The sequence below is a fragment of the Granulibacter bethesdensis genome, assembly GCF_001889545.1.
GTDB lineage: Bacteria > Pseudomonadota > Alphaproteobacteria > Acetobacterales > Acetobacteraceae > Granulibacter > Granulibacter bethesdensis_B.
The window spans coordinates 51,294-75,511 of the sequence record NZ_CP018194.1 but is presented as its reverse complement, the minus strand read 5'-3'; the positions used below and the strand labels follow the sequence as shown (position 1 = coordinate 75,511).

General features: G+C 56.7%; 22 protein-coding genes and 1 tRNA gene. 4 read left to right on the top strand and 19 right to left on the bottom strand.

Annotated features, from left to right (window positions below):
- Window positions 1-4 precede the first annotated feature (4 nt).
- Window positions 5-568 carry a histidine phosphatase family protein gene (locus GbCGDNIH8_RS00350; RefSeq protein ID WP_072571666.1) on the top strand — a complete coding sequence of 188 codons (564 nt, stop codon included), beginning with the start codon at window positions 5-7 and terminating at the stop codon, window positions 566-568.
- Here GbCGDNIH8_RS00350 and GbCGDNIH8_RS00345 read toward each other — a convergent pair.
- Both GbCGDNIH8_RS00345 and GbCGDNIH8_RS00340 read right to left on the bottom strand, forming a co-directional pair.
- Complete coding sequence (locus tag GbCGDNIH8_RS00345; RefSeq protein WP_072571665.1) at window positions 546-1,250, bottom strand: glutamine amidotransferase-related protein; 705 nt, start codon at window positions 1,248-1,250, stop codon at window positions 546-548. The genes GbCGDNIH8_RS00350 and GbCGDNIH8_RS00345 overlap by 23 nt on opposite strands.
- 27 nt (window positions 1,251-1,277) lie before the next feature.
- Complete coding sequence (locus GbCGDNIH8_RS00340; protein ID WP_072571664.1) at window positions 1,278-1,703, bottom strand: organic hydroperoxide resistance protein; 426 nt, start codon at window positions 1,701-1,703, stop codon at window positions 1,278-1,280.
- 79 nt (window positions 1,704-1,782) lie between these two features.
- Between GbCGDNIH8_RS00340 and GbCGDNIH8_RS00335 the strand changes: the two genes are divergently transcribed.
- Window positions 1,783-2,562, top strand: coding sequence for a 4'-phosphopantetheinyl transferase family protein (locus GbCGDNIH8_RS00335; RefSeq protein ID WP_157692499.1), 780 nt, complete (start codon window positions 1,783-1,785; stop codon window positions 2,560-2,562).
- A 5-nt stretch (window positions 2,563-2,567) separates the two neighbouring features.
- Here GbCGDNIH8_RS00335 and GbCGDNIH8_RS00330 read toward each other — a convergent pair.
- From GbCGDNIH8_RS00330 to rho, 8 genes are all read right to left on the bottom strand, one after another.
- Window positions 2,568-2,643 (bottom strand) — tRNA-Ala (locus GbCGDNIH8_RS00330).
- 64 nt (window positions 2,644-2,707) lie between these two features.
- On the bottom strand, window positions 2,708-3,058 hold the full coding sequence (locus GbCGDNIH8_RS00325) for a hypothetical protein (RefSeq protein WP_157692497.1): 351 nt from the start codon (window positions 3,056-3,058) through the stop codon (window positions 2,708-2,710).
- Between the two features lie 371 nt (window positions 3,059-3,429).
- On the bottom strand, window positions 3,430-4,740 hold the full coding sequence (ahcY, locus tag GbCGDNIH8_RS00320; protein ID WP_072573466.1) for an adenosylhomocysteinase: 1,311 nt from the start codon (window positions 4,738-4,740) through the stop codon (window positions 3,430-3,432).
- A 102-nt stretch (window positions 4,741-4,842) separates the two neighbouring features.
- Window positions 4,843-5,334 carry a ribonuclease E activity regulator RraA gene (gene rraA / locus GbCGDNIH8_RS00315; protein ID WP_253736055.1) on the bottom strand — a complete coding sequence of 164 codons (492 nt, stop codon included), beginning with the start codon at window positions 5,332-5,334 and terminating at the stop codon, window positions 4,843-4,845.
- Between the two features lie 101 nt (window positions 5,335-5,435).
- The gene (locus GbCGDNIH8_RS00310; RefSeq protein ID WP_072571661.1) at window positions 5,436-6,245 is read right to left on the bottom strand and encodes a glycosyltransferase family 2 protein; all 810 of its coding nucleotides are present in this window, start codon (window positions 6,243-6,245) and stop codon (window positions 5,436-5,438) included.
- Between the two features lie 217 nt (window positions 6,246-6,462).
- Window positions 6,463-8,091 (bottom strand): hypothetical protein, encoded by a 1,629-nt coding sequence (locus GbCGDNIH8_RS00305; protein WP_072571660.1) that lies wholly within the window; start codon window positions 8,089-8,091, stop codon window positions 6,463-6,465.
- Between the two features lie 19 nt (window positions 8,092-8,110).
- Window positions 8,111-10,048: a glycosyltransferase family 2 protein gene (locus GbCGDNIH8_RS00300; RefSeq protein ID WP_081368748.1), complete on the bottom strand. Its 1,938-nt coding sequence runs from the start codon at window positions 10,046-10,048 to the stop codon at window positions 8,111-8,113.
- 4 nt (window positions 10,049-10,052) lie between these two features.
- Complete coding sequence (gene rho, locus GbCGDNIH8_RS00295; RefSeq protein ID WP_072571658.1) at window positions 10,053-11,327, bottom strand: transcription termination factor Rho; 1,275 nt, start codon at window positions 11,325-11,327, stop codon at window positions 10,053-10,055.
- A gap of 282 nt (window positions 11,328-11,609) precedes the next feature.
- On the opposite strand from rho, the gene GbCGDNIH8_RS00290 reads away from it, so the two are divergent.
- Window positions 11,610-12,848: a multidrug effflux MFS transporter gene (locus GbCGDNIH8_RS00290; protein WP_072571657.1), complete on the top strand. Its 1,239-nt coding sequence runs from the start codon at window positions 11,610-11,612 to the stop codon at window positions 12,846-12,848.
- Here the strand turns inward: GbCGDNIH8_RS00290 and fabG are convergent.
- Window positions 12,829-13,569 carry a 3-oxoacyl-ACP reductase FabG gene (gene fabG, locus GbCGDNIH8_RS00285; RefSeq protein ID WP_253736054.1) on the bottom strand — a complete coding sequence of 247 codons (741 nt, stop codon included), beginning with the start codon at window positions 13,567-13,569 and terminating at the stop codon, window positions 12,829-12,831. The two genes, GbCGDNIH8_RS00290 and fabG, sit on opposite strands and share 20 nt — an antisense overlap.
- A gap of 77 nt (window positions 13,570-13,646) precedes the next feature.
- On the opposite strand from fabG, the gene GbCGDNIH8_RS00280 reads away from it, so the two are divergent.
- The gene (locus GbCGDNIH8_RS00280) at window positions 13,647-14,324 is read left to right on the top strand and encodes a carbonic anhydrase (RefSeq protein WP_072571656.1); all 678 of its coding nucleotides are present in this window, start codon (window positions 13,647-13,649) and stop codon (window positions 14,322-14,324) included.
- A gap of 80 nt (window positions 14,325-14,404) precedes the next feature.
- On the opposite strand, the gene GbCGDNIH8_RS00275 is transcribed toward GbCGDNIH8_RS00280, so the two are convergent.
- From GbCGDNIH8_RS00275 to GbCGDNIH8_RS00240, 8 genes are all read right to left on the bottom strand, one after another.
- Window positions 14,405-15,376 carry an HpcH/HpaI aldolase/citrate lyase family protein gene (locus GbCGDNIH8_RS00275; protein WP_025285643.1) on the bottom strand — a complete coding sequence of 324 codons (972 nt, stop codon included), beginning with the start codon at window positions 15,374-15,376 and terminating at the stop codon, window positions 14,405-14,407.
- A 37-nt stretch (window positions 15,377-15,413) separates the two neighbouring features.
- Window positions 15,414-18,164, bottom strand: coding sequence for a phosphoenolpyruvate carboxylase (locus tag GbCGDNIH8_RS00270; RefSeq protein ID WP_253736053.1), 2,751 nt, complete (start codon window positions 18,162-18,164; stop codon window positions 15,414-15,416).
- 33 nt (window positions 18,165-18,197) lie between these two features.
- A complete protein-coding gene (sucD, locus tag GbCGDNIH8_RS00265) occupies window positions 18,198-19,094 on the bottom strand; it encodes a succinate--CoA ligase subunit alpha (RefSeq protein ID WP_011630761.1) in 897 nt (298 codons plus the stop codon).
- 15 nt (window positions 19,095-19,109) lie between these two features.
- Complete coding sequence (locus GbCGDNIH8_RS00260) at window positions 19,110-20,279, bottom strand: malate--CoA ligase subunit beta (RefSeq protein WP_011630760.1); 1,170 nt, start codon at window positions 20,277-20,279, stop codon at window positions 19,110-19,112.
- A gap of 109 nt (window positions 20,280-20,388) precedes the next feature.
- Window positions 20,389-21,030 carry a methenyltetrahydrofolate cyclohydrolase gene (gene fchA / locus GbCGDNIH8_RS00255; protein WP_072571654.1) on the bottom strand — a complete coding sequence of 214 codons (642 nt, stop codon included), beginning with the start codon at window positions 21,028-21,030 and terminating at the stop codon, window positions 20,389-20,391.
- A complete protein-coding gene (locus GbCGDNIH8_RS00250; RefSeq protein ID WP_072571653.1) occupies window positions 21,030-21,902 on the bottom strand; it encodes an NADP-dependent methylenetetrahydromethanopterin/methylenetetrahydrofolate dehydrogenase in 873 nt (290 codons plus the stop codon). The genes fchA and GbCGDNIH8_RS00250 overlap by 1 nt, the downstream gene beginning before the upstream one ends.
- Window positions 21,903-21,950: 48 nt before the next feature.
- Window positions 21,951-22,889, bottom strand: coding sequence for a D-2-hydroxyacid dehydrogenase (locus GbCGDNIH8_RS00245; RefSeq protein WP_072571652.1), 939 nt, complete (start codon window positions 22,887-22,889; stop codon window positions 21,951-21,953).
- 125 nt (window positions 22,890-23,014) lie between these two features.
- The gene (locus GbCGDNIH8_RS00240) at window positions 23,015-24,199 is read right to left on the bottom strand and encodes an aminotransferase class V-fold PLP-dependent enzyme (RefSeq protein WP_038511699.1); all 1,185 of its coding nucleotides are present in this window, start codon (window positions 24,197-24,199) and stop codon (window positions 23,015-23,017) included.
- Between the last annotated feature and the right edge of the window lie 19 nt (window positions 24,200-24,218).

The window sequence follows — 24,218 nt, the reverse complement described above, 5'->3', positions numbered from 1 at the left end:
CATCATGCAGCTGGCCCTGATCCGCCATACCAGACCAGCCATTGCTGGCGGACTTTGCTATGGCCGCCTTGATGTCCCTCTGGCTGATGATCGGGAAGAGGCTGCCCGCGCCATTCTGGCGCAGCTGACAGAGATGCAGGATGCCATCATCATCAGCAGCCCGGCCTTGCGCTGCCAGTGGCTGGCCAACTGGTTGGCCGGGCAAATGCATTCCCCCCCGATCATGATCGATCCACGACTTCAGGAGCTTGATTTCGGCGACTGGGAAGGAAGTCGCTGGGACGATATCGACCGCACCGCACTGGATCGCTGGGCGGCATCACCCGATGATTTTACGCCCCCCAACGGCGAGAGCATGCGGGCGCTGCGCCATCGGATCGACCAGATCTGGGCGGAATGGATGTGCGATCGGCACAACCGAATTGTTGTGACTCATGGCGGCCCGCTGCGCATTCTCTGCGCCCATGCAGCTGCCCGAGCAGTGGACCTCACGGTATTTTCTCCCTCCTTCGGCAGTGTGATGCGCGCGGATATTCCGCCGGATGTCAGGACGCCAGAAAGCGATTGATCCAATGTCCCAGACGGGCATTGTCATGCGGCCTATGCAGGGAAGCCAGGGCCTGATCCCGCTGTTTCTGATCCACCTGCTCCGGCGGGCGGATATGCACCAGTTCGGCTGCGAAATCCGGATCGAATTCCGGATGACACTGGAATGATACCGCCCCGAGCGACGGATATTCCAGCACGGCAAACGGGGTGAAATGGCTGGATGCTATGATCCTCGCTGAAGGCGGTTTTTCCACCACCTGATCCTGATGAGAAACCGGAATGGCAATCTCCTCCACCGGATCCGTCCAGACGGTCTGGCAACGCAGCCGATAACGATGCAGCCCGAGCCCCCAGCCAACCCTGGCCCGCTGCACCCTGCCCCCGAACGCTTCCGCCATGATCTGATGGCCGAAGCAGATGCCGACAAGTTTGCTCCTTCCTGCCCGCTCCCGCAGGAAATCCTCCAGCGCTTTTATCCATGGCTGGTCATCATGCACACCGGCCGCCGAGCCCGTGATCACATAGGCATCGCAGCCACCGCGATCGGCCTCTCTTTCCTGCGGCCACTGATTCGCCTGAACGTCGAAAAGGGAATAATCATGCCGATCCCCCAGCAGCCGACAAACCATCGCCGGATAATCACCATAGTCGGCCACCAGATGAGCAGGCGGCAGGCCGGTCTGGAGAATTCCTATTTTCATGCGCTTTTCCGGAACGGACAGGCAGTCTTATGCGACCACCAGTCCTACATCGACATTACCCCGTGTCGCATTGGAATAAGGGCAGATCTGATGAGCCGTTTCCACCAGTTTTTGCGCCTCTGCCGCCTCGACACCCGGCAGATGGATCGAAAGCTGCGCCGTAATGCCAAACCCGCCTTCAGAACGTGGACCAATCCCGATCGTGGCGGTGACAGAAGCGGCATCTGGAATTTTCTGTTTCAGTTGCTGCCCCGCCACCTTGAGCGCACCCAGAAAACAGGCCGCATAACCGGAGGCAAAAAGCTGTTCGGGATTGGTGCCTTCTCCGCCCGCGCCACCAAGCTCCCGGGGGGTCGATAATGCCACTTCAAACCGCCCATCTGCCGTGCTGGCCCTGCCATCCCGGCCGCCAGTCGCAGTTGCCGTCGTCTGGTATTTCACATCCACTGACATTGTGACACCTCTGTTCCATGATCAGAATCGCTGCCATCCTATATGGCTGCACATGGTACGCCAGACTGGAAAATCCAGAGTGAAATCCTCTTTCTGTCTCAGCACGCCCTGGACCACTTCGCCTGTCACATCGGCCTTATTTCCGTTTTCCCTGACAAACGACACCATGGTTGTAGCCACGCTCCCGGTCGAGGCGGCATTGGGCTTTCCACCATCCTGGCTGAGCCAGGAGGAAATGACCCGCCGGGATACCTACCGGCTTCCAGCGGATCGAAACCGTCATCAGGCGGCCCATACCCTGAAACGCTGGTTGCTGGCCGGATTCCTCAATCTGCATCCCACAGATCTTGTTTTTGATGTGGATGCAAACGGCAAACCCTCCCTCACCCATGGCAATCTTCATTTCAACATCAGCCATAGCGGGCAGCATGTGGTGATCGCTGTGCGGGCAGGAAATCCGGTCGGCATCGATGTAGAAGAAAGACCACCATCGGATACGATATTGCCCTGGTCCATCCTGTGTCACGCACAGGACAATAGAGAAGGCGATATCGATGATTTTCTGGCGCTCTGGACAGTGAAAGAGGCCATGGCCAAATCTTCAGGTGAAGGGCTTGGGCTGGATTTTACGCGCCTGTCCCTGCACCAGTATTCCGATCTCTACATGCGCGGCTGTGACGGTTTACGCCAATGGCATGCCCTTCATACCATCCTTGATGATGGCGCGCATATTGCCGTGGCATCCGTCGATCCCTGGCAGCAGACATACTGGCTATCTGTCAGTATGAGCGACGATGAGAATAAAACATCCATGCGGCTGACAATAAAAAAACTCCAACCAGAGATGGCTGGAGTTTAAATATTTGGTGGAGCCAATCGGAATCGAACCGACGACCTCCTGAATGCCATTCAGGCGCTCTCCCAACTGAGCTATGGCCCCATCCTTGCCGGTTCAATCAGGCCCGAACCAGCGGCTGGCGGGCATATAGCTTGGTCATCAAACTTTAGCAAGAGGGGCTTTTCTGTTTCCTGAGAGAGGCGCGTTCTTCATCCGTCAGTGGCCTGCCATTCGCAATTTCCGCCCGGATTTCCGCGGCGAGTTCAGGGTTGGCACGACGAATCTGGTTCACGCGCAATGCAAAGGCCATTGCCATGGTGGGGGAGCGCTCCCATCGCTCCAGAAACAGCCAATCCTTGACCACCTCTGCGGCCGGCATCCGTGCCAAAGCACGCTGCAAGGCCTGGGTATAAGCCACCACAGGCATCTCCCTCATTGCAGGCAGACCTGGTGTCACCAACCCTATCTGGGCCGATGCAGCATGAATCTGCACCGTATTACGTGGCGTATTCATCATCCTGGACATCTCTGTGAGCAATTTTTGCCACACTGTTTATTGGTGACGTTCCCGAGTGGACGCCTCGCGCAGAACGCAGGACGTCACGAAAAAGTCGCATGCTGAAAGCAGTTTATTTTTCATTACCTCTGCCCTTTTTCTCTCGCTGCACGATGCGCTTGGGGGAGGCTCTTAAGTCATCGCTTCAGGCTGAACGTGCATCCTTTTATGAAGCTTTATAAAGGAAATTTTTATCGTTCCATAGAATAAAATTATGATTCTTTTGCGTCAAGCCGCAAATGGCTTTCAAAACAGCCTGCAATAATAAAGGCGGCCTCTGAAAGGCCGCCTTTACCAAATAATCCAATAAAAATATCAGATATCAATAATATTCAATACCGGTATAGGTCATGCTTGAACGGACCAGCCTGAGAAACACCGATATACTCGGCCTGTTTGTCAGAAAGCTTCGTCAGCTTCGCTCCAACCTTGGTCAGATGCAGGGCCGCCACCTTTTCATCAAGGTGCTTCGGCAGCGTGTAGACATGGTTCGGCAGATATTGGCCCGGCTTCGCCTGCCAGAGTTCAATCTGAGCCAGAACCTGATTGGTGAAGCTCGCGCTCATCACGAAGCTCGGATGGCCCGTTGCATTACCCAGATTCACCAGACGACCTTCCGACAGGATGATCAGACGCTTGCCATCGGGGAACACGACCTCGTCCACCTGGGGCTTCACGTTTTCCCAACGATAGTTACGCAGGCTCTCAATCTGGATCTCGGAATCGAAGTGGCCAATGTTGCAGACGATGGCCCGGTTCTTCATGGCGCGCATATGGTCGATGGTGATGACATCCACATTGCCGGTGGCAGTCACGAACAGATCACCACGCGGAGCGGCCTCATCCATGGTGACAACTTCATAGCCTTCCATCGCCGCCTGCAATGCACAGATCGGATCAATCTCGGTCACCAGAACGCGACAACCCGCATTACGCAGTGACGCCGCCGAGCCTTTGCCAACATCGCCGAATCCGGCAACGACCGCGATCTTGCCCGCCATCATGACGTCAGTGCCGCGGCGGATACCATCCACCAGGCTTTCACGGCAGCCATACAGATTATCGAATTTCGACTTGGTAACACTGTCATTGACGTTGATCGCAGGGGTCAGCAGCTTGCCAGCCTTGGCCATTTCCCACAGACGATGCACCCCGGTTGTCGTTTCTTCCGACAGACCACGGACATCCTTCAGCATCTCGGGATATTTGTCGTGCATCAGCACGGTCAGATCGCCGCCATCATCCAGAATCATGTTCGGGGTCCAGCCATCCGGGCCACGGACAGTCTGTTCAATGCACCACCAGAATTCTTCTTCCGACAGACCTTTCCAGGCAAAAACCGGGATACCAGCCGCCGCAATAGCTGCCGCCGCATGATCCTGCGTCGAGAAAATATTACAGGAGGACCAGCGCACAGTCGCCCCCAGCGCCGTCAGCGTTTCGATCAGCACAGCGGTCTGGATGGTCATGTGCAGACAGCCGGCAATACGCGCGCCTGCCAGAGGCTTGCTGTTGCCATACTCTTCCCGCAGCGCCATCAGGCCGGGCATTTCATCCTCGGCCATCCGGATTTCCTTCCGGCCCCAATCGGCCAGACCAATATCGCGAACCTTGTAGTCTTCAGCGACCGCTGTATCGGGCATGCTGCTCTCCATGACATATAAGGATATATTTATATCTTGAGGCGGACCCTAGCCGTTTGCACCCGTCAGATGCAAGCGCATCCCTGTGTCAGTCCTATAATATTAAAGCTGAGGCAGCGCCCCACCCGCGCTGACAAGGAGTCCATCCTCATCGGCGTAAACCCAGTCACCGGTTGCAAAGGTCACACCGCCAAAAGAAACAGGCGCATCCAGTACGCCGGAACCGGCCTTGCCGCTTTTCCACGGATTGGTTCCCAATGCCTTGATTCCGAGCGGCAAGGTTTTGAGCGCCACACTATCCCGCACCACGCCCCAGACAATGATGCCAGCCCAGCCATTTTGGACCGCTAACCCGGCAATCACATCTCCCACAAGGGCAGAGCGCAGTGACCCACCCCCATCAATGACCAGCACAGCGCCCTGACCGGGGGAAGAGAGCGTCGCCTTGATCAGGGCATTATCTTCATAGGTGCGGATGGTGCGAACCGGCCCGCTGAAACCTGCATGGCCGCCATAACTGGCAAACTGAATAAAGCAGGAGCCGAGACGATCCTGATAGGCATCCACCAGATCAGCCGTTGCAAACACCATCATGCTCCTGCCATTGCCGTAAGGGGCGCACCCGCCACAATCGTCTAGCCATGCGCCCTATCTACAGCAAGCCCTTCCCCTTCTGATCGCATGGCAATCAAACGTCAGGGATTACCAATACGATCAAGAATTTTCAGGGCATTGTGCATGTATCGAACAGCAATCGGATCTTCAATTTCATTTCTGTTATAGTATTCAAATTCTTCCATTTTACGGATGGCAATATCCGCTGGATACCCACGATTAACCTTGCGCTTCCAATGCGCCAGAGAACGGGTGAAATAATGATTGATTCTTGCCCCCTTATAATCAGGGATCGCTTTCGTCAGCCCTTTCACCACTTCACCCTGGTCTGAAACATACCATTCCAGGGGATTACCGACTGCATCCACATAAGGAGCATCCAGATTGAACCAGTGTGGGTTATCACAGGATATGACTGACAGTGGACGAACAATAGACTTGATATGCCGATTGGGGAAAAAATCTGCGCTGGAACGTCTGGTGAAACTTTCCGCAATCAGTCCGGAAGGAAAATCGACCAATCCGTTGGACCCGTACGTGGCCCAGTTGACGCCGATTCCCCCCACCTCCCGGTCTTTGAACCCATCCAGATATTCCGCCATGTGAACAGGCAATTCCGGGATCAGATACTCATCGGAATCAACAAAAGCGATCCAGTCGAATTCATGCCGATAGACATGGCAGGCTGTAAAATAGGCATCCACCTGATATCGTGAATCGATACGATCCCAATGGTGATACCGCACATCAAGCACTTTCGATGCCGCCCTGATTATATCAGGGGTCGAATCGGTGGAACAATTATCGAAAATAATCTGTGAGTGAAAACCAACAGCGCCGTGAAACGCGATCCATTCCGCAATATCACGGGCCTCATCGCGGACATTCATGCATAAGGCAATTCTGCTCATGACCATTTGTCTGTCAGTACCGCGATAATCTCAAAAAACGAACTCCCAGCATGTGCGTACCACCAATGATGGTAAAGAAAAGGCGTTCAAATGCCGATCCCTTTCATCGCGTCATAAATTATCTTTACCACTGTTGGGTGTGGAAACAAGAGGAGCAGAATTTTATGATAAGAATAAATTCCAAAAAACTTTCCGATCACGGATGTGTCACAATCTCCGCATCATAAACAGCCTGCCAGACCGTTAAAGCCGCACTGTCCGATGAAACCTGAACAGATGCCTGCATGCCAGTGCTCCCCGGTACACATGCGACATGCATCCCTGCAACAGCGCTGGATGGCAGAAAAGGTGTAAGGCTCTGCCCATGAATCGTAATCGCCTTGCCTTCCCTTGTGTAGAGGCAGCGCAGTTCCCACGCGCCTGATTTTTTGTCTTCCGGTTGATAGGCCTGCACGGTTGCATGCAGAAGCATTTGTGATTTGTCCGGCAATACAACCAGAAGAGACTTTGAGGACGGTGATTTTCCATCACGTGTTAATTCAATGGCTGCTTGAGACTGAGTTTTTCCAGACACCGTGCAATGCTGACTTTCCTGCCCGACCATTGCCGAACTTGTGATGCATCCATTGGCGGCATTCACTTCAAAAGGCCGTTCACCCGTCACCGCATGCAGACGGGATGCAGGTCTGACGGAAAAAGCCCTTCCATCCTCCTGCTGAGTGACAAAGCCACCTTCCTGAGGATGCCTGTCCCCGGCATGCAGAAACCCTGCATATTCACCTGCATTGTGTCCTGTCACAAACCCTTTGTCCCAGTGATTTTGCGCCAGAAATGCACTGCCCTGCAGATTGCCATCTGCACTGAGATAAATGCCGACCATATTCGGTCTGTCGGCATCAGGGTTGAATTCATCCCTTTTAATGTCTGGCCCCCAGTTGATATTGGAGCCTTCATAATTGATGCAGGAAGGTGGATATTTTTCACGCTGTAGAAAAGCATCTTTCTGACAGCGTGTGATGGTATTGATTCCATAAACCCGACTTGTGATGCCGACACTGATCGGAATCGTCCCGTTCCCGGAGACCGGACGGAATCCGATGAGGGTCATTTTTCCGGTGGAGGCTACCCAGCTATCGACATCAAGCCAATGCCCTGCTGGATCCCAACCAACGAGAGCAGCACTCCATCCTTTTCCTGCCTCGACATACATACCGGTCTGTAGCTGTCTGACCTGATCTGCTGAAAGGTTGGTCACAATTCTTGTCCCCTGCGCGACGGAGGGTGACATGATTTTTTTTGCTCTGGTAGTCACATCCTTGATATATTTTTTGCTGGGTGTGCCATCCATCAGGGTCGGGTTGGTCTGATCTTCCAGATGGGCATCAGGCAAAAAAATCAGTGGCGGCAAAGCAGTATTGGTCACATAAATCCCGGCCGTATCCCGTCCCCCATATTCTGCACGCATCTCTGGCCTGGAATAAAAACCCCCTGTGATTCCGGCTGCTGTCACAGGCGAACGTGGCTGGTTGGCCATAAAAGCCGCTGCCACACCATAATCCTCAGCACCGGAAACATGTTTCGAGACGATGAAAGGGCCTGATAAAATTCTTACCTCCTCCGGACTTTGGAAAAGCGTATTTTTCCTGTTCTCCAGATCATGTAATACTGGCAATAAACTGGCATTCTCGATCATTTTAGCCAGATTGGCATGATTCTCGGCATCTACAGCAGCGGCATGCTGTGCTGAGGCAGGACCAGAACAAAGCAGAATTCCTCCACACATCCATACCAGCGCAAAATTGTTCAACACAGCGTTTGCCTGCATGAGACCCATTCCTGATTTTTCAATTCAGTAATTCAAGCAAAGATCTGCAAACAGAATTTGCCATGAATGATGGATCATTTTTAAAAAGCTGTATTGTTTTATTTATATTTTGCTGAAAAATTCCCTCGATATCATTATTTATGCTTCTAACGGATTTGATATTAAGTAAATTTTCTTTTTTGTGATAAATTTCATCAACAAAATAGCCTGTATAAACTGCATCTTTTTCATTATTCGAATTGTATAGAGTCAGATACCTCTGGGCCACTTCAGGGGTAACATTTTGTGTCGTTTGTTCTGTTTTCATCGGCCGGTTTCCCCGGTTTCTGGACGCTTTCCAGAGAAATTCTTCCACAGATTTATGCCAGTAATGATTGAGCGAAGCATACCGTTCATGCAAATTGGCATTGGCAGCCGTCGCCTCATCCGAGGGTACATAGGGTAATTCATTGCCACCGGCATCCCTTCTCCGGATTGGCCTGTTCCGTTCCACGACAGGGAAATGCGGTTGGGAATGAAAAAATCTGTGCGGTTTAATCAGTGATTTGACAGCAGGGAGTGCATTGGCCGGGCGTTTTTGAAAACGCTCCATCAAAGGCCGGTTGTTCCACCTGCTCTGGCCATTGGGACCAAACTCAACCCAGTTGACCGCAATCAGATCGGTTGGAAATGTTTCCTGCCATTCAAGATAATCCTGAATGCCCGAGAAGCATTCACGATCGAGAATGAGAAACTCATCCAAATCACACAGCAATGCCCATCGAAAATCAAGGATATAAGGCGCCTGACTGAGGGCATGCCCGAATGCTTTTGACTGGGCACTGCAACCGGCCCCAAGGACATTGTCAATATAGGTAATAATCCCTTCATGGGCGAGCGCTTTCAGAAGCTGCTCTGATCCATCATCGTTATTGTTGGAATAAAAGAATATATGCTCAAAACCCAGTGCCTGATAATGGGCGATCCATTCCAGAATATAGACGCCTTCATTACGCGCCGTTGTCACCACGCAGGCATTTTTCCTTGGTTCTATCTGCGATCTTCCAGAAAAATTACAAAGAAATCCTACGGAATGCGGATGAGAATTCTGACCCGTCCGTTGCAAATAATCCCTGTCCGGTCCGATACGGAGCGTTTCCGGTAGTGACCGTTGATCAATTTCCCATTTTTTTAAATCCGGCAGTGCAGTCTGCAACCAGAAATCATCAGGAAAGATGGCTCTTACTGCATTGAGAAGATTCAGATCGCCTGCAATCCGACGCGATAGCGTATCAATATCATCGTAAGGCAGCAGGAAAAACAGAGCCTGAAAAACAGTTCTGACCAAAGTGATGTCAGACACATCTGGCGGATATATACTCTGTATCAGGCGCTCAACAGAAAGTGGTCTGGACAGAATTTTTTCAAGACAGGCCAAACACTGCGCCACATCATCAGATGGCTGTATATCGGCCATTTTTTCCAGCGTGTAGATTTCCCATCCACCTCTGGCAGCAGCACAACCATTCTGCTTTCCTCCCAGGACCGAGGAGAAATAATAGCCAGGAAAAGAAAAAAGTGTAAATTTCCCTGTATCAGCCTGATAGATTTTCGTACCGACAAGACTGGATTGTGCAGCCTGATTCCCGATGAAGGAAAGACTGATCGGCCCGGATAGGCGAAAAGCAAATCCATAAAGCGGTGCAGTCGTGAACCGCGCGATATAAACGGGTTCATGTTCAGAACCGTCTATCTGATCAATCGGAAGATGAGACAATTGCCCGTCACTGGTGCTTGCGCAGACAATAGTACCGTGGGCTGAACGAAGTCTGTAAAATACAACCACTGCGCGAATAACCCCCGTATTTACGGATATACTAAGGGATACTTCGCATAACGGAATAAAATTAGAAATAAGAAATTTTTCGCAGTCTTGATTCGGCATAAAGACAAAAAAAATGGCCCGTTTCCGGGCCATTTTATCAAGTGTTCATCGCATCGAAGAAATCCTGATTCGTTTTGCTGTATTTCAGCTTGTCGAGCAGGAAATCCATCGCATCAGTGGTACCCATCGGGTTGAGGATACGCCGCAACACCCACATCTTCGACAAAGTAGCCTTATCCACCAGCATCTCTTCCTTACGGGTACCACTCTTGGTGATATCGATCGCCGGGAAAGTGCGCTTGTCGGACAGCTTGCGATCCAGCACCAGTTCACTGTTGCCGGTGCCCTTGAACTCTTCGAAGATAACTTCGTCCATACGGCTGCCCGTATCGATCAAAGCCGTCGCAATAATCGTGAGGCTGCCGCCTTCCTCAATATTACGCGCCGCACCAAAGAAGCGCTTTGGCCGCTGCAATGCATTGGCATCGACGCCACCGGTCAGCACCTTGCCCGATGATGGCACGACGGTGTTGTAGGCACGGGCCAGACGGGTGATGCTGTCCAGCAGGATCACGACATCCCGCTTGTGCTCCACCAGACGCTTGGCCTTTTCCAGCACCATTTCGGAGACCTGCACGTGCCGGGTGGCCGGCTCGTCGAAAGTGGAAGCGATGACCTCCCCCTTTACGCTGCGGGCCATATCGGTCACTTCTTCCGGCCGCTCGTCGATCAGCAGCACCATCAGGAAGGCTTCCGGATGATTTTCTGCGATGGCGGTGGCGATGTTCTGCAACATCACCGTCTTGCCGGTACGCGGCGGCGCCACGATCAGGGCACGCTGGCCTTTGCCGATCGGGGCGATCAGATCAATCACCCTTGGAGTGCAATCCTTGCCCGGCCCCTTGGCGACGGACTGAAAGTTCTCCACCTCCATCTTAAGGCGCTGATCGGGGTAGAGCGGGGTGAGGTTGTCGAAGTTGATGCGGTGGCGTACGGATTCCGGCGCCTCGAAATTGACCGTATCCAGCTTCAGCAGGGCGAAATAACGCTCCCCATCCTTGGGCGCACGGATTTGTCCACCGACCGTATCGCCATTGCGCAGGCCGAAGCGGCGCACCTGGCTGGGGGAAACATAGATATCATCCGGGCCGGGAAGGAAATTCGCTTCCGGGCTACGCAGAAAGCCGAAGCCATCCGGCAGGATTTCCAGCGTTCCTTCGCCATGGATTGCCTGATCGTTTTCGGCCAGATTTTTGAGAATGGCGAACATCATGTCCTGTTTACGCAGGGATGATGCGTTTTCGATCTGCAGGCTTTCAGCAAAGCTGAGCAGATCCGCGGGGGATTTAGCCTTTAATTCGGCGAGGTGCATGGGCGCCCGAAGTATATATAAAAGAGGAACAGCATCAGAAGGGGGAATGTCACCAGATCGACCGTCCACACACGCACCGCACGGATAAACCGGCGAAGGAGACAGGAATGGAGGATCATGCGCCGGCGTGGAGAATTGCCGGTTTCAGGATGAAACTAAGCCGTTTATATCCATCCTGTCAAGGAGATCACCTTTAAATGGTCAAGGAACAAAGTTCCTGCATTCCTGCCCCTGCGAAGTTTTCGCTGCTCCTGATCGACCGGGAGGAGTACGGGCAGCGTTATGCCTTCTGCGCGTCTTTCCGTCCCCCTGATCATCCTGCTGGGTCTGGTTACCTCTGTCGGGCCAATGTCCACCGACATGTATCTACCGGCCTTCCCTCAGTTGCAGGCCGATATTGGCGGCCATTATCAAGGTGCCGCCCAGATTACGCTGGCAGCATGGTTTGTCGGCCTGGCGATCGGGCATCTGACCAACGGAACCCTGTCCGACCGGTTTGGCCGTCGCGTTCCGCTGATTGCCGGGATGCTGATCTATACGCTGGCTTCAACGGGTTGCGCCCTGGCCACGGATTTATGGAGCTTCACCCTGTTCAGACTGATCGCCGCCCTTGGCGGATCGGCCGGCATGGTGACACCCCGCGCTATCGTGCGGGACATGTCCGACGGCCATGAAGCCGCACGCCTGATCTCCCGTCTGATGCTGATCATGGGTGTGGTGCCGTTGTTGGCGCCCACGCTCGGGGGGATGATGCTGTCTGTGATGTCATGGCGGGCCATTTTCTGGCTTGGCAGCCTCTATGGCGCGGTTTGCGTCGTGCTGGTGATCGTGTTCCTGCCTGACACCCTGCCGCCGGAAAAGAGACTGATGCTGTCACCCGGCAGCATTATGATCCGTTACGGCACCATCCTGCGCGAACGGGTCTTCATTACTCATGCCATGCTCAGCGGCTTCTGTGTGGCAGCCCTGTTCACCTATCTGGCCGGGTCACCTTCCGCCTTTATCCAGTATTACCATATCAGCCCGACCGTCTATGGCATGATCTTCGGGATGAACGCAGTCGGCTATATCGGGTGCAGCCAGCTTAATAATCTGGCCCTGCCGCGGTTGGGAATGCACCTTGTCTTACGGATCGGCACCACACTCTATCTTGGGCTGGTCTCGCTGCTGATGGTGAATGTCTATACCGGGCTGGGTGGTCTGGTCGGGATGATGATCCTGCTGTTTCTTGCCCAGTCTATTCAGGGTTTCCTGACCCCGACCGCCGCAGTCGGTGCGCTCAGCCCGCACGCAGCCCATGCCGGCAGCGCCTCTGCCCTGATGGGCACGCTTCAATATGTGCTGGGCGCGCTGTTTGGCACAGGCGTTGCGGTGCTGGCCGATGGTACACCACGCCCCATGGTTGTCTTCATGTTGTTGGGAGGGATATGCTCCCTGATTGGCGACAGACTCCGGCCAGGATCAAGGGGCGGAGGCCTGCCTCTTTTCAGACTGCGCCAGTCTATGCCATCCCGCCATTGACGGAGAGAGTCTGCCCGGTGATGTAACCCGCGTTCGGGCCGCACAGGAACGAGACCGCCGACGCCACCTCCTCCGGTTTTCCGGCTCGACGCGCTGGAACGGCCCGGCGGATCATCTCCGCATCCATTCCCGCCGTCGCAGGGCTTTCAATAATGCCGGGAGCCACTGCATTGACTGTAATGCCTCGCGCCGCCACTTCCATCGACAGGGATTTGACCGCCCCGATCAGACCCGCCTTCGCGGCCGCATAATTAGCCTGTCCGCGATTGCCAATCAGCGCCGAAACCGATGAAATCGCCACGATTCGTCCCCAGCGCGTCGCCATCATGGGCAGCAGCAATGGTCTGACACAGGCGAAAAATCCATTCAGCGAGACATCAATCACCGAACGCCACTGCTCGATTTCCATCCCTGCCAGCGGAACATCATCATGCGTCCCGGCGTTGTGCACCAGCACCTGGATGGGTTTACGCTCAACCAGGGCCGAGAATGCCGTGTTCGCCGCCTCATAATCCGACAGGTCCAGGGTCAGTGTCTCCGCGCTGCCACCATCCTCACGAATCGCGTCCACCAGAGCCTGAGCCTTATTCAGACCTGAATGCGCATGAACCAGAACGTGATACCCATCCGCCGCGAGTTGACGGCTGATCGCCTGCCCCAGAGGGCTTGCCCCCCCGGTGACAAGGGCATGGATTGCCTGATCACTGGCATAATACGTCACACTCTGGTTCCTTGTTTGCAATCGACATAAGCCATACTGATACCACTTCCTCTATTTTTCAGGAGAGCGTCCCAGCGATGAAGAGTAACGGCCGACTCAAAAGACTGTTACAAGGTGCCAGACATTTCCGGGAGCGCGTTTTTCCGATCCGGAAAAGTCAGTTCGAGGCGCTGGCCAAGGGGCAGAATCCGGTAGCCCTGTTCATTACCTGCGCTGACAGCCGCATCAGTCCTGAAATGATCACCCATGCCGAACCGGGCGACCTGTTCGTCTGCCGTAATATCGGCAACATCGTCCCGCAATATGGTGACATGCTGGGTGGTGTTTCTGCAGTGATTGAATATGCCGTCACAGCCCTGAAAGTAGATACGATCATCATCTGCGGCCATTCCGATTGCGGGGCAATGAAGGCACTGCGTGATCCTGAAGCCAAAGAACTGGACAGTATGCCCACCGTGCGCAACTGGCTGAGCAATGCGCTGGAAGCCCGCGATATGGTCCATGAACATCACGGCCATCTGGAAGGTGATCATTACACGCAGGCGCTGGTTGAGCAGAACGTGCTGTTGCAGATGAAGCATCTGAGATCCCACCCTGCTGTTGCTGCCGGAATCGAGAAAGGCAAACTTCAGATATACGGCTGGGTCTATGGGATCGAGGATGGACGTATCGAGGTGTTCGACCACGGCACCACACGCTTTATCCCGATCGAGAAATTATCAGCCCGTTTCTCGGGTCGTAATTACCGCATCTGATCTCTCCACAGTTTTCACCAACAAAAATGGCCGGTTCAGACTGAACCGGCCATTTTCTTTGATAGCAGCGATCAATATTCTCAGCCGGAGATCTGGTTGGCCTTGGCCAGCAGCGCTTCCGCCATACGGATGGAAGCGATATCGATCAGACGGCCATCCAGCGACACCGCACCCCGACCTTCCTTGGCCGCCTGTTCCATGGCTTCCAGAATCCGGCGCGCCTTGGTCACTTCCGCTTCGGACGGAGAAAACACTTCATTCGCCAGCGCGATCTGGCTCGGATGGATCGCCCACTTGCCTTCATAACCGAGCACAGCGGCCCGGCGAGCAGCAGCGCGATAGCCTTCCGGATCGTTGAAATCACCGAACGGACCATCGATCGGACGCAGACCATAGGCACGGCAGGCCACCATCATGCGGCTCTGTGCGAAATGCCACTGATCCATCCAGTAATAATCACGATTGCCGCTCTCATCACGATCGGTCAGCACGCCATAATCGGGATTGACGCCACCGATCACGGTGGTGCGGGCGCGCGTGCTGGCAGCATAATCGGCCACGCCGAAGCTCATGGCTTCCAGACGCTTCGAGGACTGGGCAATGGCTTCCACATTCGCCATGCCGAGCGCGGTTTCGATCAGAACCTCGAAACCGATTTTCTTCTCACGCTTCTTCGCCTGCTCGATCTGCGTGACCAGCATGTCCACAGCATAGACATCGGCGGCCGTGCCGACTTTGGGGATCAGGATCATGTCGAGACGCGGACAGGCTTCGACGATATCGACCACATCGCGATACATATAGTGGGTGTCGAGACCATTGATGCGTACCATCATGGTCTTGTTGCCCCAGTCGATTTCGTTCAGGGCCTGAATGATGTTCTTGCGGGCCTGATCTTTCTCATCCGGCGCCACCGCGTCCTCGCAATCGAGGAAAATGATGTCAGCGGCGGAGCGGGCCGATTTCTCGAACAGGGCAGTGTTGGAACCCGGCACCGCCAGTTCAGAGCGATGCAGGCGCGGCGTTGCTTGTTCGACCAGCGTGAAGCTCATGGCTTCCTCCCCTTTTATTGGACAATAAGCGACGGGTTCAGCCCGTGGTGCCGAAGCCGCCAGCGATACAATTGATGGATAACAGCAGGGCCGATTTCACCGCGTCATCAGGGGCATCCCGGAAGCGCCGCAGCAGCTCCACCTGCTCCCGATTCGCAGCATTGATCACCGGCAGGCGCTCGGCCAGCCGGGTGCGATAACGGTGGAACCGCTCGCCCACCTGCGTATCACCGCTGATCCGGGTGATCATGGCGCAGGTCAGCTGATATTCAGCCTCGACCAAGGGCAGGATGGCCTGCCTCGCATCCTCTTCCGGCACCAGACCGGCATAGAGGCGGGCAATCTCAAGGTCGACAAACAGCAGTGCCTTTTCCACCTCATCCGCAATCAGGCGGAACAGCGGATAATCCGCAAACATGCGACGCAGCACCTCTTCACCGCGCTCACCCCGCACATCAAGGAAAGTGGCGATGGCGCTGCCGACACCATACCAGCTGGTGATCAGATGGCGGTTCTGCGTCCAGGCGAAAACGAAGGGAATGGCGCGCAGATCGGACAGCGAACGCGCACCGAAACGACGGGCTGGACGACTGCCGATATTCAGCAGCGCGAATTCTTCCAGCGGGCTGGCCGACTGGAAATATCCGACCATGTGCGGATTACCGATCAGACTGCGGTAGGCCGCATTGGCTGCCCCTGACAGAGCTTCCATCGCATCTTCATATTCCGGACGGACACCGGCGATGGAATCAGCCAGTCTTTCGCTGCGCAAAGCATGATCCAGCACACTCGCCGCCAGCAGTTCCGCCTGATAGGAAGCCGTGCCTTTATTGGCATATTTGGCGCTGACCACCTCACCCTGTTCCGTCACGCGGAAACGCCCGCGGATAGAGCCGGGCGGCTGGGCGGCAATAGCCCGGCGGGTGGGTGCCCCACCACGGCTGACACTGCCGCCACGGCCATGGAAGAACGCAATGGCAATGCCCGCATCCTGCCCGACCTGCGCCAGACGGGATTGCGCACGGAACAGCTCCCAGTTGGCGGAAATGAAGCCGCCATCCTTGTTACTGTCAGAGTAACCGATCATGACTTCCTGCACATTGCCCTGACGGCGGGCCGAACGCCGGATGACCGGAATGTTCAGCAGGCGGCGCATGATCAGCGGTGCGGCACGCAGATCGTCGATCGTCTCGAACAGTGGCACAATCGGCAGCTCGCACAGCTCCATGCCGACGGAATCAAGGAACAGGCCAGCCTGTTTCGCCATGACATAGGCACCGAGAATATCGGCCACTGAACGGGTCATGGACAGGATAAAGCTGCCGAATGCCTCCCGATCCAGCCTGCCGCGCATTTCGGCGACCAGCTGGAACATCTCCAGCACTTCCCGCGCATCCTCCGGCCATGTCTGAGGGGTCAAGCGGGCCAGTCTGGGCTGCTGAAGGGCATCCAGCAGGAATTCCTCCCATTCAGCGCTATCATCAGTCGGCGGCTCGCTTTGCGTCCCTTGCCCGGTGACGTCCCGCCAGTACGCATGCAGCGCATTGGTCAGACGTGTGGAGTTCTGCCGCAGATCCAGCCGCACTGTGCTGAAACGGAAAATCTCGGCACTGCACCGCAACGGCCGGACCAGATCGGTGGCAATTTCGGGGCTGCCCGCCTCTTCCAGCGCCTTTTCCATCGCGCGCAGGTCGTCGATCAATATATCGGCGTTGGAATAAGCATGCGTCGTGGCATCAGAGTCCGCATCGCCTGTCTGGCGAAGCAGAGTGTTCTCAAGACGCCGATCCATCACGGTCAGGAACTGACGAAAGGGTTCCCCCGGATTGCGCTGCGCCAGAGCCGAGCCATCCCCCATCGCCTCCAACCGCTCCCTCACCAGCGCGGTGAACCATGATGGCAGCGCCATCGCATGTTCGGTGATCGAGAGAGATTTGATAAGCCGGGCGACCTGCTTGCGATAATGCTCCAGACTGGCCTGCGCATTTTCCCGCAAAGTCCAGCGCGTGACGTCATTCGTCACATAAGGATTGCCATCGCGATCGCCGCCGACCCAGGAGCCGAATTGAAGGAAACCTCCCGCATCGCGGCGCGGGGATGGGGCCGGAGCACCCGGATATTGTGCGGCCACGGCTTCTTCGAGCGATGCCGCCACCTGTGGCACGATCTCGAACAGGCTTTCGCGGAAAAAATGGAGACCCCAATGGACTTCCTGCTGCACGGAGACCTTCTCCAGACGCAGCTCACCGGTCAGCCAGAGCAATTCGATCTGATCACGCAGACGGCGCACCAGACGTGTCCGCTCCCGCTCGGTCCAGCGCGGGTTATCCAGCTCCAGCAGCAGCAGATAAATCTCACGGTGCTTTTCCAGCACCGTCACACGCTTGGCCTCAGTCGGGTGGGCGGTCACCACCGGACGGATACGCAAGGTGGCCAGCGTATCGGACAAAGTATCCGCCGAAATACCGGCGGCTTTCGCTTCCGCCAGCACGGCATCAAAGGTGCCGCGCACATCGGCGCGGCTGCCCTGTTTTTCCACCGCCCGGCGCTGGCGCATGGCTTCTTTCTGTTCGGCAATCGACAGAAGCTGAAACCAGATGCCCTGCGCCTGCAACGCCCTGCCGAGCGCCTGCGGTGTCATGGTGGAGAGGGACCAGCGCCCCTCCCCCGTCAAAGCCGGCACGATATCGGGATGATGACGTGCCGCCACTTCCAGCAGCAGATCTCGCAGAAGGCGGGCCGTTCCCTGGCCGGCTGCCGAAGCATCCGCCCGGGAAGTGCCTGTCATGATGTCAGACCGCTGCATGTTCGTCATACCGGATCAGGCTGCCTGACGGCCGGCCAGCACCGCGGCAACGGTCGAACCGAGTTCACCCGGGCTGGGAGCAACAGTCAGACCGTAGGAGCGCATGATCTCGCTCTTTTCGGCGGCGCTGTCGCCCTCGCCAGAGATGATCGCACCGGCATGGCCCATACGACGGCCCTTCGGAGCGGTCAGGCCGGCAACGTAGCCAACCACCGGCTTCGACATGTTCTCGCTGATCCACTTCGCCGCTTCGGCTTCCTGCGGGCCACCGATCTCACCGATCATCAGCACGGCATGGGTCTCGGGGTCGGCTTCGAACAGCTGAAGGTGATCAAGGAAGGAGGAACCATTGATCGGATCACCACCGATGCCCACGCTGGTGGAGACACCGATGCCCAGCTCCTTCAACTGCGCGGCGGCTTCATAGCCGAGCGTGCCGGAGCGGGAAACGATGCCGACATGGCCTTCCTTGTAGATATGGCCCGGCATGATGCCCAGCATGGCCTGGCCCGGGCTGATGATGCCCGCGCAGTTCGGCCCCACCAGACGCGTACGACGATCCTTCTGGTAACGGCGCAGATAACGCTTCACGCGCATCATGTCCTGCGCCGGAATACCGTCTGTGATGGTACAGATCAGCTCCAGCCCCGCATCGGCGCCTTCCATGATCGCATCGGCACAGAAAGCAGGCGCCACAAAGGTGATCGACGCCTGGGCACCGGTTTCACGCACCGCGTCCTCGACCGTGTTGAACACGGGACGACCCAGATGGGTCTGGCCGCCTTTGCCTGGTGTCACGCCGCCGACGACATTGGTGCCGTAATCGATCATCTCGCGACCGTGGAACGTGCCCTTGTCGCCGGTGAAGCCCTGAATGATGATCTTGGTCTGTTTGTTGATCAGAATGCTCATTGGTCCTGCCTCCCCTTACGCCGCGGCCTTCGCGGCCTCGACGGCCTTTTCGGCCGCTTCGGTCAGGCTTTCGGCCATGATGACGGAAATGCCGCTTTCTTTCAGAATACGGCGGCCTTCCTCCACATTGGTGCCCGCGAGGCGCACCACCAGCGGAAGCTTCAGATCCACTTCCTTCACCGCGTGCACAACACCTTCCGCAATCCAGTCACAGCGATTGATGCCGGCGAAGATGTTGACCAGAACGACTTTCACGTTCTTGTCGGACAGCACCAGACGGAACGCCGTCGCGGTACGCTCAGGGCTTGCACCACCGCCGACATCAAGGAAGTTGGCAGGCTCACCGCCCGCATATTTGATGACGTCCATGGTCGCCATCGCCAGACCGGCCCCGTTCACCACGCAGCCGATATCGCCTTCCAGCCCCACATAGTTCAGGTTGTGCTCGGCAGCCTGAGCCTCACGCGGATCGTCCTGAGAGGGATCGTGCATGTTGGCGACGTTGTTGCGACGGAACAGCGCATTGTCGTCGAAGCTCATCTTCGCATCGAGCGCCAGAATGCGGTCATCCTTGGTCAGAACCAGAGGATTGATTTCCAGCATGGTCGCATCGTGATCGCGGAATGCACGATAGGCGCCCATGATGCTGGTCACCGCACGCTGCACCTGACGGCTGGACAGGCCCAGCTTGAAGGCGATCTGACGGGCCTGGAACTGCTGAAGACCAACCGCCGGCTCCACGATGACCTGGATCAGCTTTTCGGGATGCTTCGACGCGATTTCCTCGATCTCCATGCCGCCCTCGGCGGAGGCGATCACGCGCACGCGCTCCAGCTTACGATCCAGCACGAAGCCCAGATAGAATTCTTTCTCGAAGGGATCGGCGACTTCGACATAAACGCGCTGCACCGGCTTGCCTTCCGGGCCGGTCTGATGCGTGACCAGACGCTTGCCGAGCATACCGGCCGCGGCCTCGCGCACCTCATGATATGTCTTGCACAGCTTGATGCCACCGGCCTTGCCACGCGCACCGGCATGAATCTGGGCCTTGACCGCCCAGTGCCAGCCACCCAGTTCGGTTGCGGCATAGACAGCCTGATCAGCGCTGAAAGCGATTGCACCGCGGGGCACGGCCACGCCGGCGCTCGCAAGCAATTCTTTTGCCTGGTACTCATGGACGTCCATCTACGTCTCTCCCTTCGCGTTGATGCGCGCCTTCCCCCCCTCAGGTAAGCGCCAGACAGGATCGGGTTGGAGGCATGCCGTCATAGCTGCTCCGGACCCGGAGTATCACTCAGATGAGCTGTGATCTCACCAGCTCGTATGTCGCTTCCGTCTTTTCGCCTGCACTGCCCAGAATCTCCTGAAGCTCCTGCAGACGGCTTTCCGCAAATGCGCGGTCTTCGATGGCCTTGGCATTGACATACACGTTCAGTGCCGAGCTGCGCAGCCCGGCATGGGCAGCCAGAACGGCCACGCCGCCATCACTGATGACCGCCGCATTCCCCTTGCGGCTGACGATCTCCGCCAGGTCAATCGCATCACGGCAAAGGCGTGCGCAGTCCAGCGGCGCATCCGTGGCCAGATGCAGGGCCTTCTGGATCGCTTCCTTGCGGGCAGCCTGTTCCTCTTCCGTGGCCTTTGGCATGCCGTAGGCACCCATGACCGCATCGAAAGCCTGCACGTCTTCCTCAATCGCCGCAATCAGCTTGAGACGCAGCGCATCGGCCTGCGCCAGAACGCCTTTCAGCTCCTCCTCAACCTCGGCATACTTCTTCTTACCGATGGTCAGGTTGCAGACCATGCTGGACAGGGCCGCACCGATTGCCCCCATCACCGCAGCGGCACTTCCACCACCGGGGGTGGAAGCCTTGCTCGCCAGTTGTTCGAGGAAAGCCTCGACGCTTTCGTCCTTGAACGAGACGCCTGCGGTCATCACGCCATTTCCTTCGCCAGGGCGTAGATGCCCTCCGCGTCCAGAACCTGATCGTCCTTCTCAAACAGCTGGGCGATGCAGGCACGATGCAGCTTCAGCTTCAGGCCGCCGATACCCAGCGCACCGAAGCCCTTCACGGTACCGGCGCCGCCTTCGTATTCCTTGCCCTTGTCCATGACGCCAACCCCGCCAATACCCAGCGGAGGCTGTGCATTCACATCGGCCAGCAGCTCGACGGAGGAGGTCTTTTTCCAGGCCTCTTCGGACAGCAGTTCGAACCCGATCGCACCGGCGGCATACACCACCTGCTGACCCTGAATGGCGGCTTCACGCGCCGCAGCATCAGCAGCCTCGATCGCCTTCACCTCAACGCCGAAACGCTTGCTGATCGCAGCGGCGGCTTTTTCAGTGCGGTCCTTCTGACGGCCGGTGATGGTGACATCGGCCCCCTCCAGCGCCATCAGACCGGCAGCGCGCATACCCACCGGACCGGTTCCGGCCAGCACGATCGCCTTCTTGCCTTTCAGCGGAGCCGCCTTGGCCAACAGCGCCACACCCGCCGCAGCGGTGGTGTTGGAGCCATTGCTGTCCAGCATCACGGAGACGCGGAAATTGCCGAAGAATTTCTTCTTCACCGCGCTCAGCACGGCCTCACCGGCCTCCATGCTGCCACCGCCGATCCACAGAGCGGTGAAGCGCTTTTCCTTCGGACCGCGCGTGAAGATCGCACCATCGACCAGAGCACCGACATTCTCGGGCGTCACATTGGCATGGCCAATCACATGATCCGCGCCGCCGTCATACGCAACAACGCTGTCGAAAACGCTCGGGGTCCAGTCAGTATCAAATTGATACAGCAGTTTCGCTGTCATATTTTCGTTTCCTCTCCGCCTGAGGCAGTCCTGATGTGAAAGACGATCTTACTCGACCACGTTGGCAGGCTTGCCGGAGACAAAAGCCTCAATATTGTCCACCAGCTGATCGGCCAGAATCTGCATCGCCTCGGTGCTCGCCCAGGCGACATGCGGGGTCACGATCAGATTGGGAATAGTCGGATCCAGCAGTACGTTGCCGTTCACCGGCGGCTCCTGCGTCAGCACGTCGAAGCCCGCACCGGCGATTTCACCCTCTTTCAGCGCCTGCGCCAGAGCAGCTTCGTCCACCAGACCACCACGCGCAGTGTTGATCAGGATCGCGCTGTTCTTCATCTTTTTGAACTCAGCCGCGCCGAACATGTTGCGCGTCTCATCGGTCAGGGGAGCGTGAATCGTGATCACGTCACTGTCACGCAGGATGGTTTCGAAATCCACCAGCCCTTCCTGCGGGAACGCATCATAGGCAATGACCTTCATGCCGAGCGCACGCGCCCGTTCAGCAATGGACTTGCCCAGCGCACCATAGCCGACAATGCCCATGGTGGAGCCGGCAATGTCGCGGATCGGATGCGGGAAGAAGCAGAACTGGCGGGCCTTGTTCCACACGCCGTTCTGCACATCCACGGCATAGGCCAGCAGGTTGCGGCGCAGCGCGAACATCAGCGCAACAACATGTTCCGGAACGGTGTTGAACGCATAGCCGCGAATGTTGGAGACAACAATGCCCTGCTTTTTGGCAGCCACCTTGTCGATGACATCAGTACCCGTCGCCGCAACCGCGATCAGCTTCAGATTGGGAAGCTGGGCCAGCGTATCGGCGCGCAGCGGTATCTTGTTGGTAATGGCGATCGTTGCGTCCTTCAGTCGTTCCACCACCTGATCAGGGGCGGTCACGTCATATTCGACATACTCATGTGCAAAACCGGGCCTGCGCACCGTGGCGCCGAGCGTTTCGCGATCGAGGAAAACGATCTTCTGGGTCATGGACGCAATCCTGCCATCGAAGGGAAAAACCGGAGCATTTCCTCCGGGTCCGGCTGGCGGTCCCGAAGGACCGCCCCGGTTTTTATTGCGGAGGGTGCAACCGGGCACCCTCCGTCATCCGGCAATTATTTGCCGTTCGTGCGATAGTATTCTTCAGCAGCAGCTGCACCGCTGCCCGGCTTCACGTCGATGCCGATATCGCGCATCGCCATTTCCGCCCCGGTGATGGCACCCAGGCACATCAGCTCGTTCAGATCGCCCAGATGGCCGATACGGAACAGCTTGCCGGCAACCTGTGACAGACCAGCACCCAGAGCGAGGTTATAGCGCTTGAACGCACGGGAGATCACATCGGCACCGTTGAAGCCTTCCGGAACCAGGATGGCGCTGACAGTGTCGCTGTACCACTTCTGGTCCTTCGCACAGAGCGTCAGGCCCCACGCCTTCACCGCTTCGCGCACACCCTGAGCCAGGTAGTGATGACGGGCGATGACGTTATCCAGACCTTCCTCGTCGAGGATGATCTGCAGCGCTTCACGCAGCCCGTACAGCAGCGGCAGGGCCGGAGTGTAGGGGAAATAGCCGGTTTCATTCGCCTTCGACTGATCTTCGAAGTCGAAATACACGCGACGCAGCGGATTGTTGGCACGGGCGGCCTTCTGCGCTTCCAGCGCCTTCTGGCTGACGACGGCAATACCGAGACCGGCCGGCAGCATCAGGCCCTTCTGGGAGCCGGTGATGATCGCGTCGACCTTCCAGTCATCCATGCGGAAATCGATGGAGCCGATGGAGCTGACACCGTCAACGAACAGCAGCGCCGGATGCTTCGCGGCGTCGATCGCCTTGCGGACGGCAGCAACGTCGCTGGTGACGCCGGTGGCGGTTTCGTTCTGAACCACCATCACCGCCTTGATCTGATGCGCGGTGTCTTTTTCCAGTTCGGCCTGGATGTGTTCCGGGGAAGCGCCCGTGCCCCATTCTTCTTCCTGAACGATCACGTCCAGACCATGGCGCTTGGCCAGGTCAATCCACAGATGGCTGAACTGGCCGAAACGGGAGGCCAGAACCCTGTCACCACTGGACAGGGTGTTGGTCATCACCGCTTCCCAGGCGCCGGTGCCGGAAGAGGGGAAGATGAAAGCCTGACCGGTCTCGGTGCGGACCAGACGCTTCAGCTGCTTGAACAGCGGCAGGGTCAGGTTCGGGAAGGTCGGGTTGCGATGATCCTCGCTGGGAACATGCATCGCACGCAGGACGCGATCCGGAATGTTGGTGGGACCCGGCACGTGCAGAAAATGACGACCCGTCATAGAAAACTCCCTCAGGATA

Coding starts and splice junctions, on each gene's coding strand:
- GbCGDNIH8_RS00350 (WP_072571666.1), top strand. CDS start 5: ATGCAGCTGGCCCTGATCCGCCATACCAGACCAGCCATTGCTGGCGGA.
- GbCGDNIH8_RS00345 (WP_072571665.1), bottom strand. CDS start 1,250: ATGAAAATAGGAATTCTCCAGACCGGCCTGCCGCCTGCTCATCTGGTG.
- GbCGDNIH8_RS00340 (WP_072571664.1), bottom strand. CDS start 1,703: ATGTCAGTGGATGTGAAATACCAGACGACGGCAACTGCGACTGGCGGC.
- GbCGDNIH8_RS00325 (WP_157692497.1), bottom strand. CDS start 3,058: ATGATGAATACGCCACGTAATACGGTGCAGATTCATGCTGCATCGGCC.
- ahcY (WP_072573466.1), bottom strand. CDS start 4,740: ATGCCCGATACAGCGGTCGCTGAAGACTACAAGGTTCGCGATATTGGT.
- rraA (WP_253736055.1), bottom strand. CDS start 5,334: ATGATGGTGTTTGCAACGGCTGATCTGGTGGATGCCTATCAGGATCGT.
- GbCGDNIH8_RS00310 (WP_072571661.1), bottom strand. CDS start 6,245: ATGAATGTCCGCGATGAGGCCCGTGATATTGCGGAATGGATCGCGTTT.
- GbCGDNIH8_RS00305 (WP_072571660.1), bottom strand. CDS start 8,091: ATGCAGGCAAACGCTGTGTTGAACAATTTTGCGCTGGTATGGATGTGT.
- GbCGDNIH8_RS00300 (WP_081368748.1), bottom strand. CDS start 10,048: ATGGCCCGGAAACGGGCCATTTTTTTTGTCTTTATGCCGAATCAAGAC.
- rho (WP_072571658.1), bottom strand. CDS start 11,327: ATGCACCTCGCCGAATTAAAGGCTAAATCCCCCGCGGATCTGCTCAGC.
- GbCGDNIH8_RS00290 (WP_072571657.1), top strand. CDS start 11,610: ATGCCTTCTGCGCGTCTTTCCGTCCCCCTGATCATCCTGCTGGGTCTG.
- GbCGDNIH8_RS00280 (WP_072571656.1), top strand. CDS start 13,647: ATGAAGAGTAACGGCCGACTCAAAAGACTGTTACAAGGTGCCAGACAT.
- GbCGDNIH8_RS00275 (WP_025285643.1), bottom strand. CDS start 15,376: ATGAGCTTCACGCTGGTCGAACAAGCAACGCCGCGCCTGCATCGCTCT.
- GbCGDNIH8_RS00270 (WP_253736053.1), bottom strand. CDS start 18,164: ATGACAGGCACTTCCCGGGCGGATGCTTCGGCAGCCGGCCAGGGAACG.
- sucD (WP_011630761.1), bottom strand. CDS start 19,094: ATGAGCATTCTGATCAACAAACAGACCAAGATCATCATTCAGGGCTTC.
- GbCGDNIH8_RS00260 (WP_011630760.1), bottom strand. CDS start 20,279: ATGGACGTCCATGAGTACCAGGCAAAAGAATTGCTTGCGAGCGCCGGC.
- fchA (WP_072571654.1), bottom strand. CDS start 21,030: ATGACCGCAGGCGTCTCGTTCAAGGACGAAAGCGTCGAGGCTTTCCTC.
- GbCGDNIH8_RS00250 (WP_072571653.1), bottom strand. CDS start 21,902: ATGACAGCGAAACTGCTGTATCAATTTGATACTGACTGGACCCCGAGC.
- GbCGDNIH8_RS00245 (WP_072571652.1), bottom strand. CDS start 22,889: ATGACCCAGAAGATCGTTTTCCTCGATCGCGAAACGCTCGGCGCCACG.
- GbCGDNIH8_RS00240 (WP_038511699.1), bottom strand. CDS start 24,199: ATGACGGGTCGTCATTTTCTGCACGTGCCGGGTCCCACCAACATTCCG.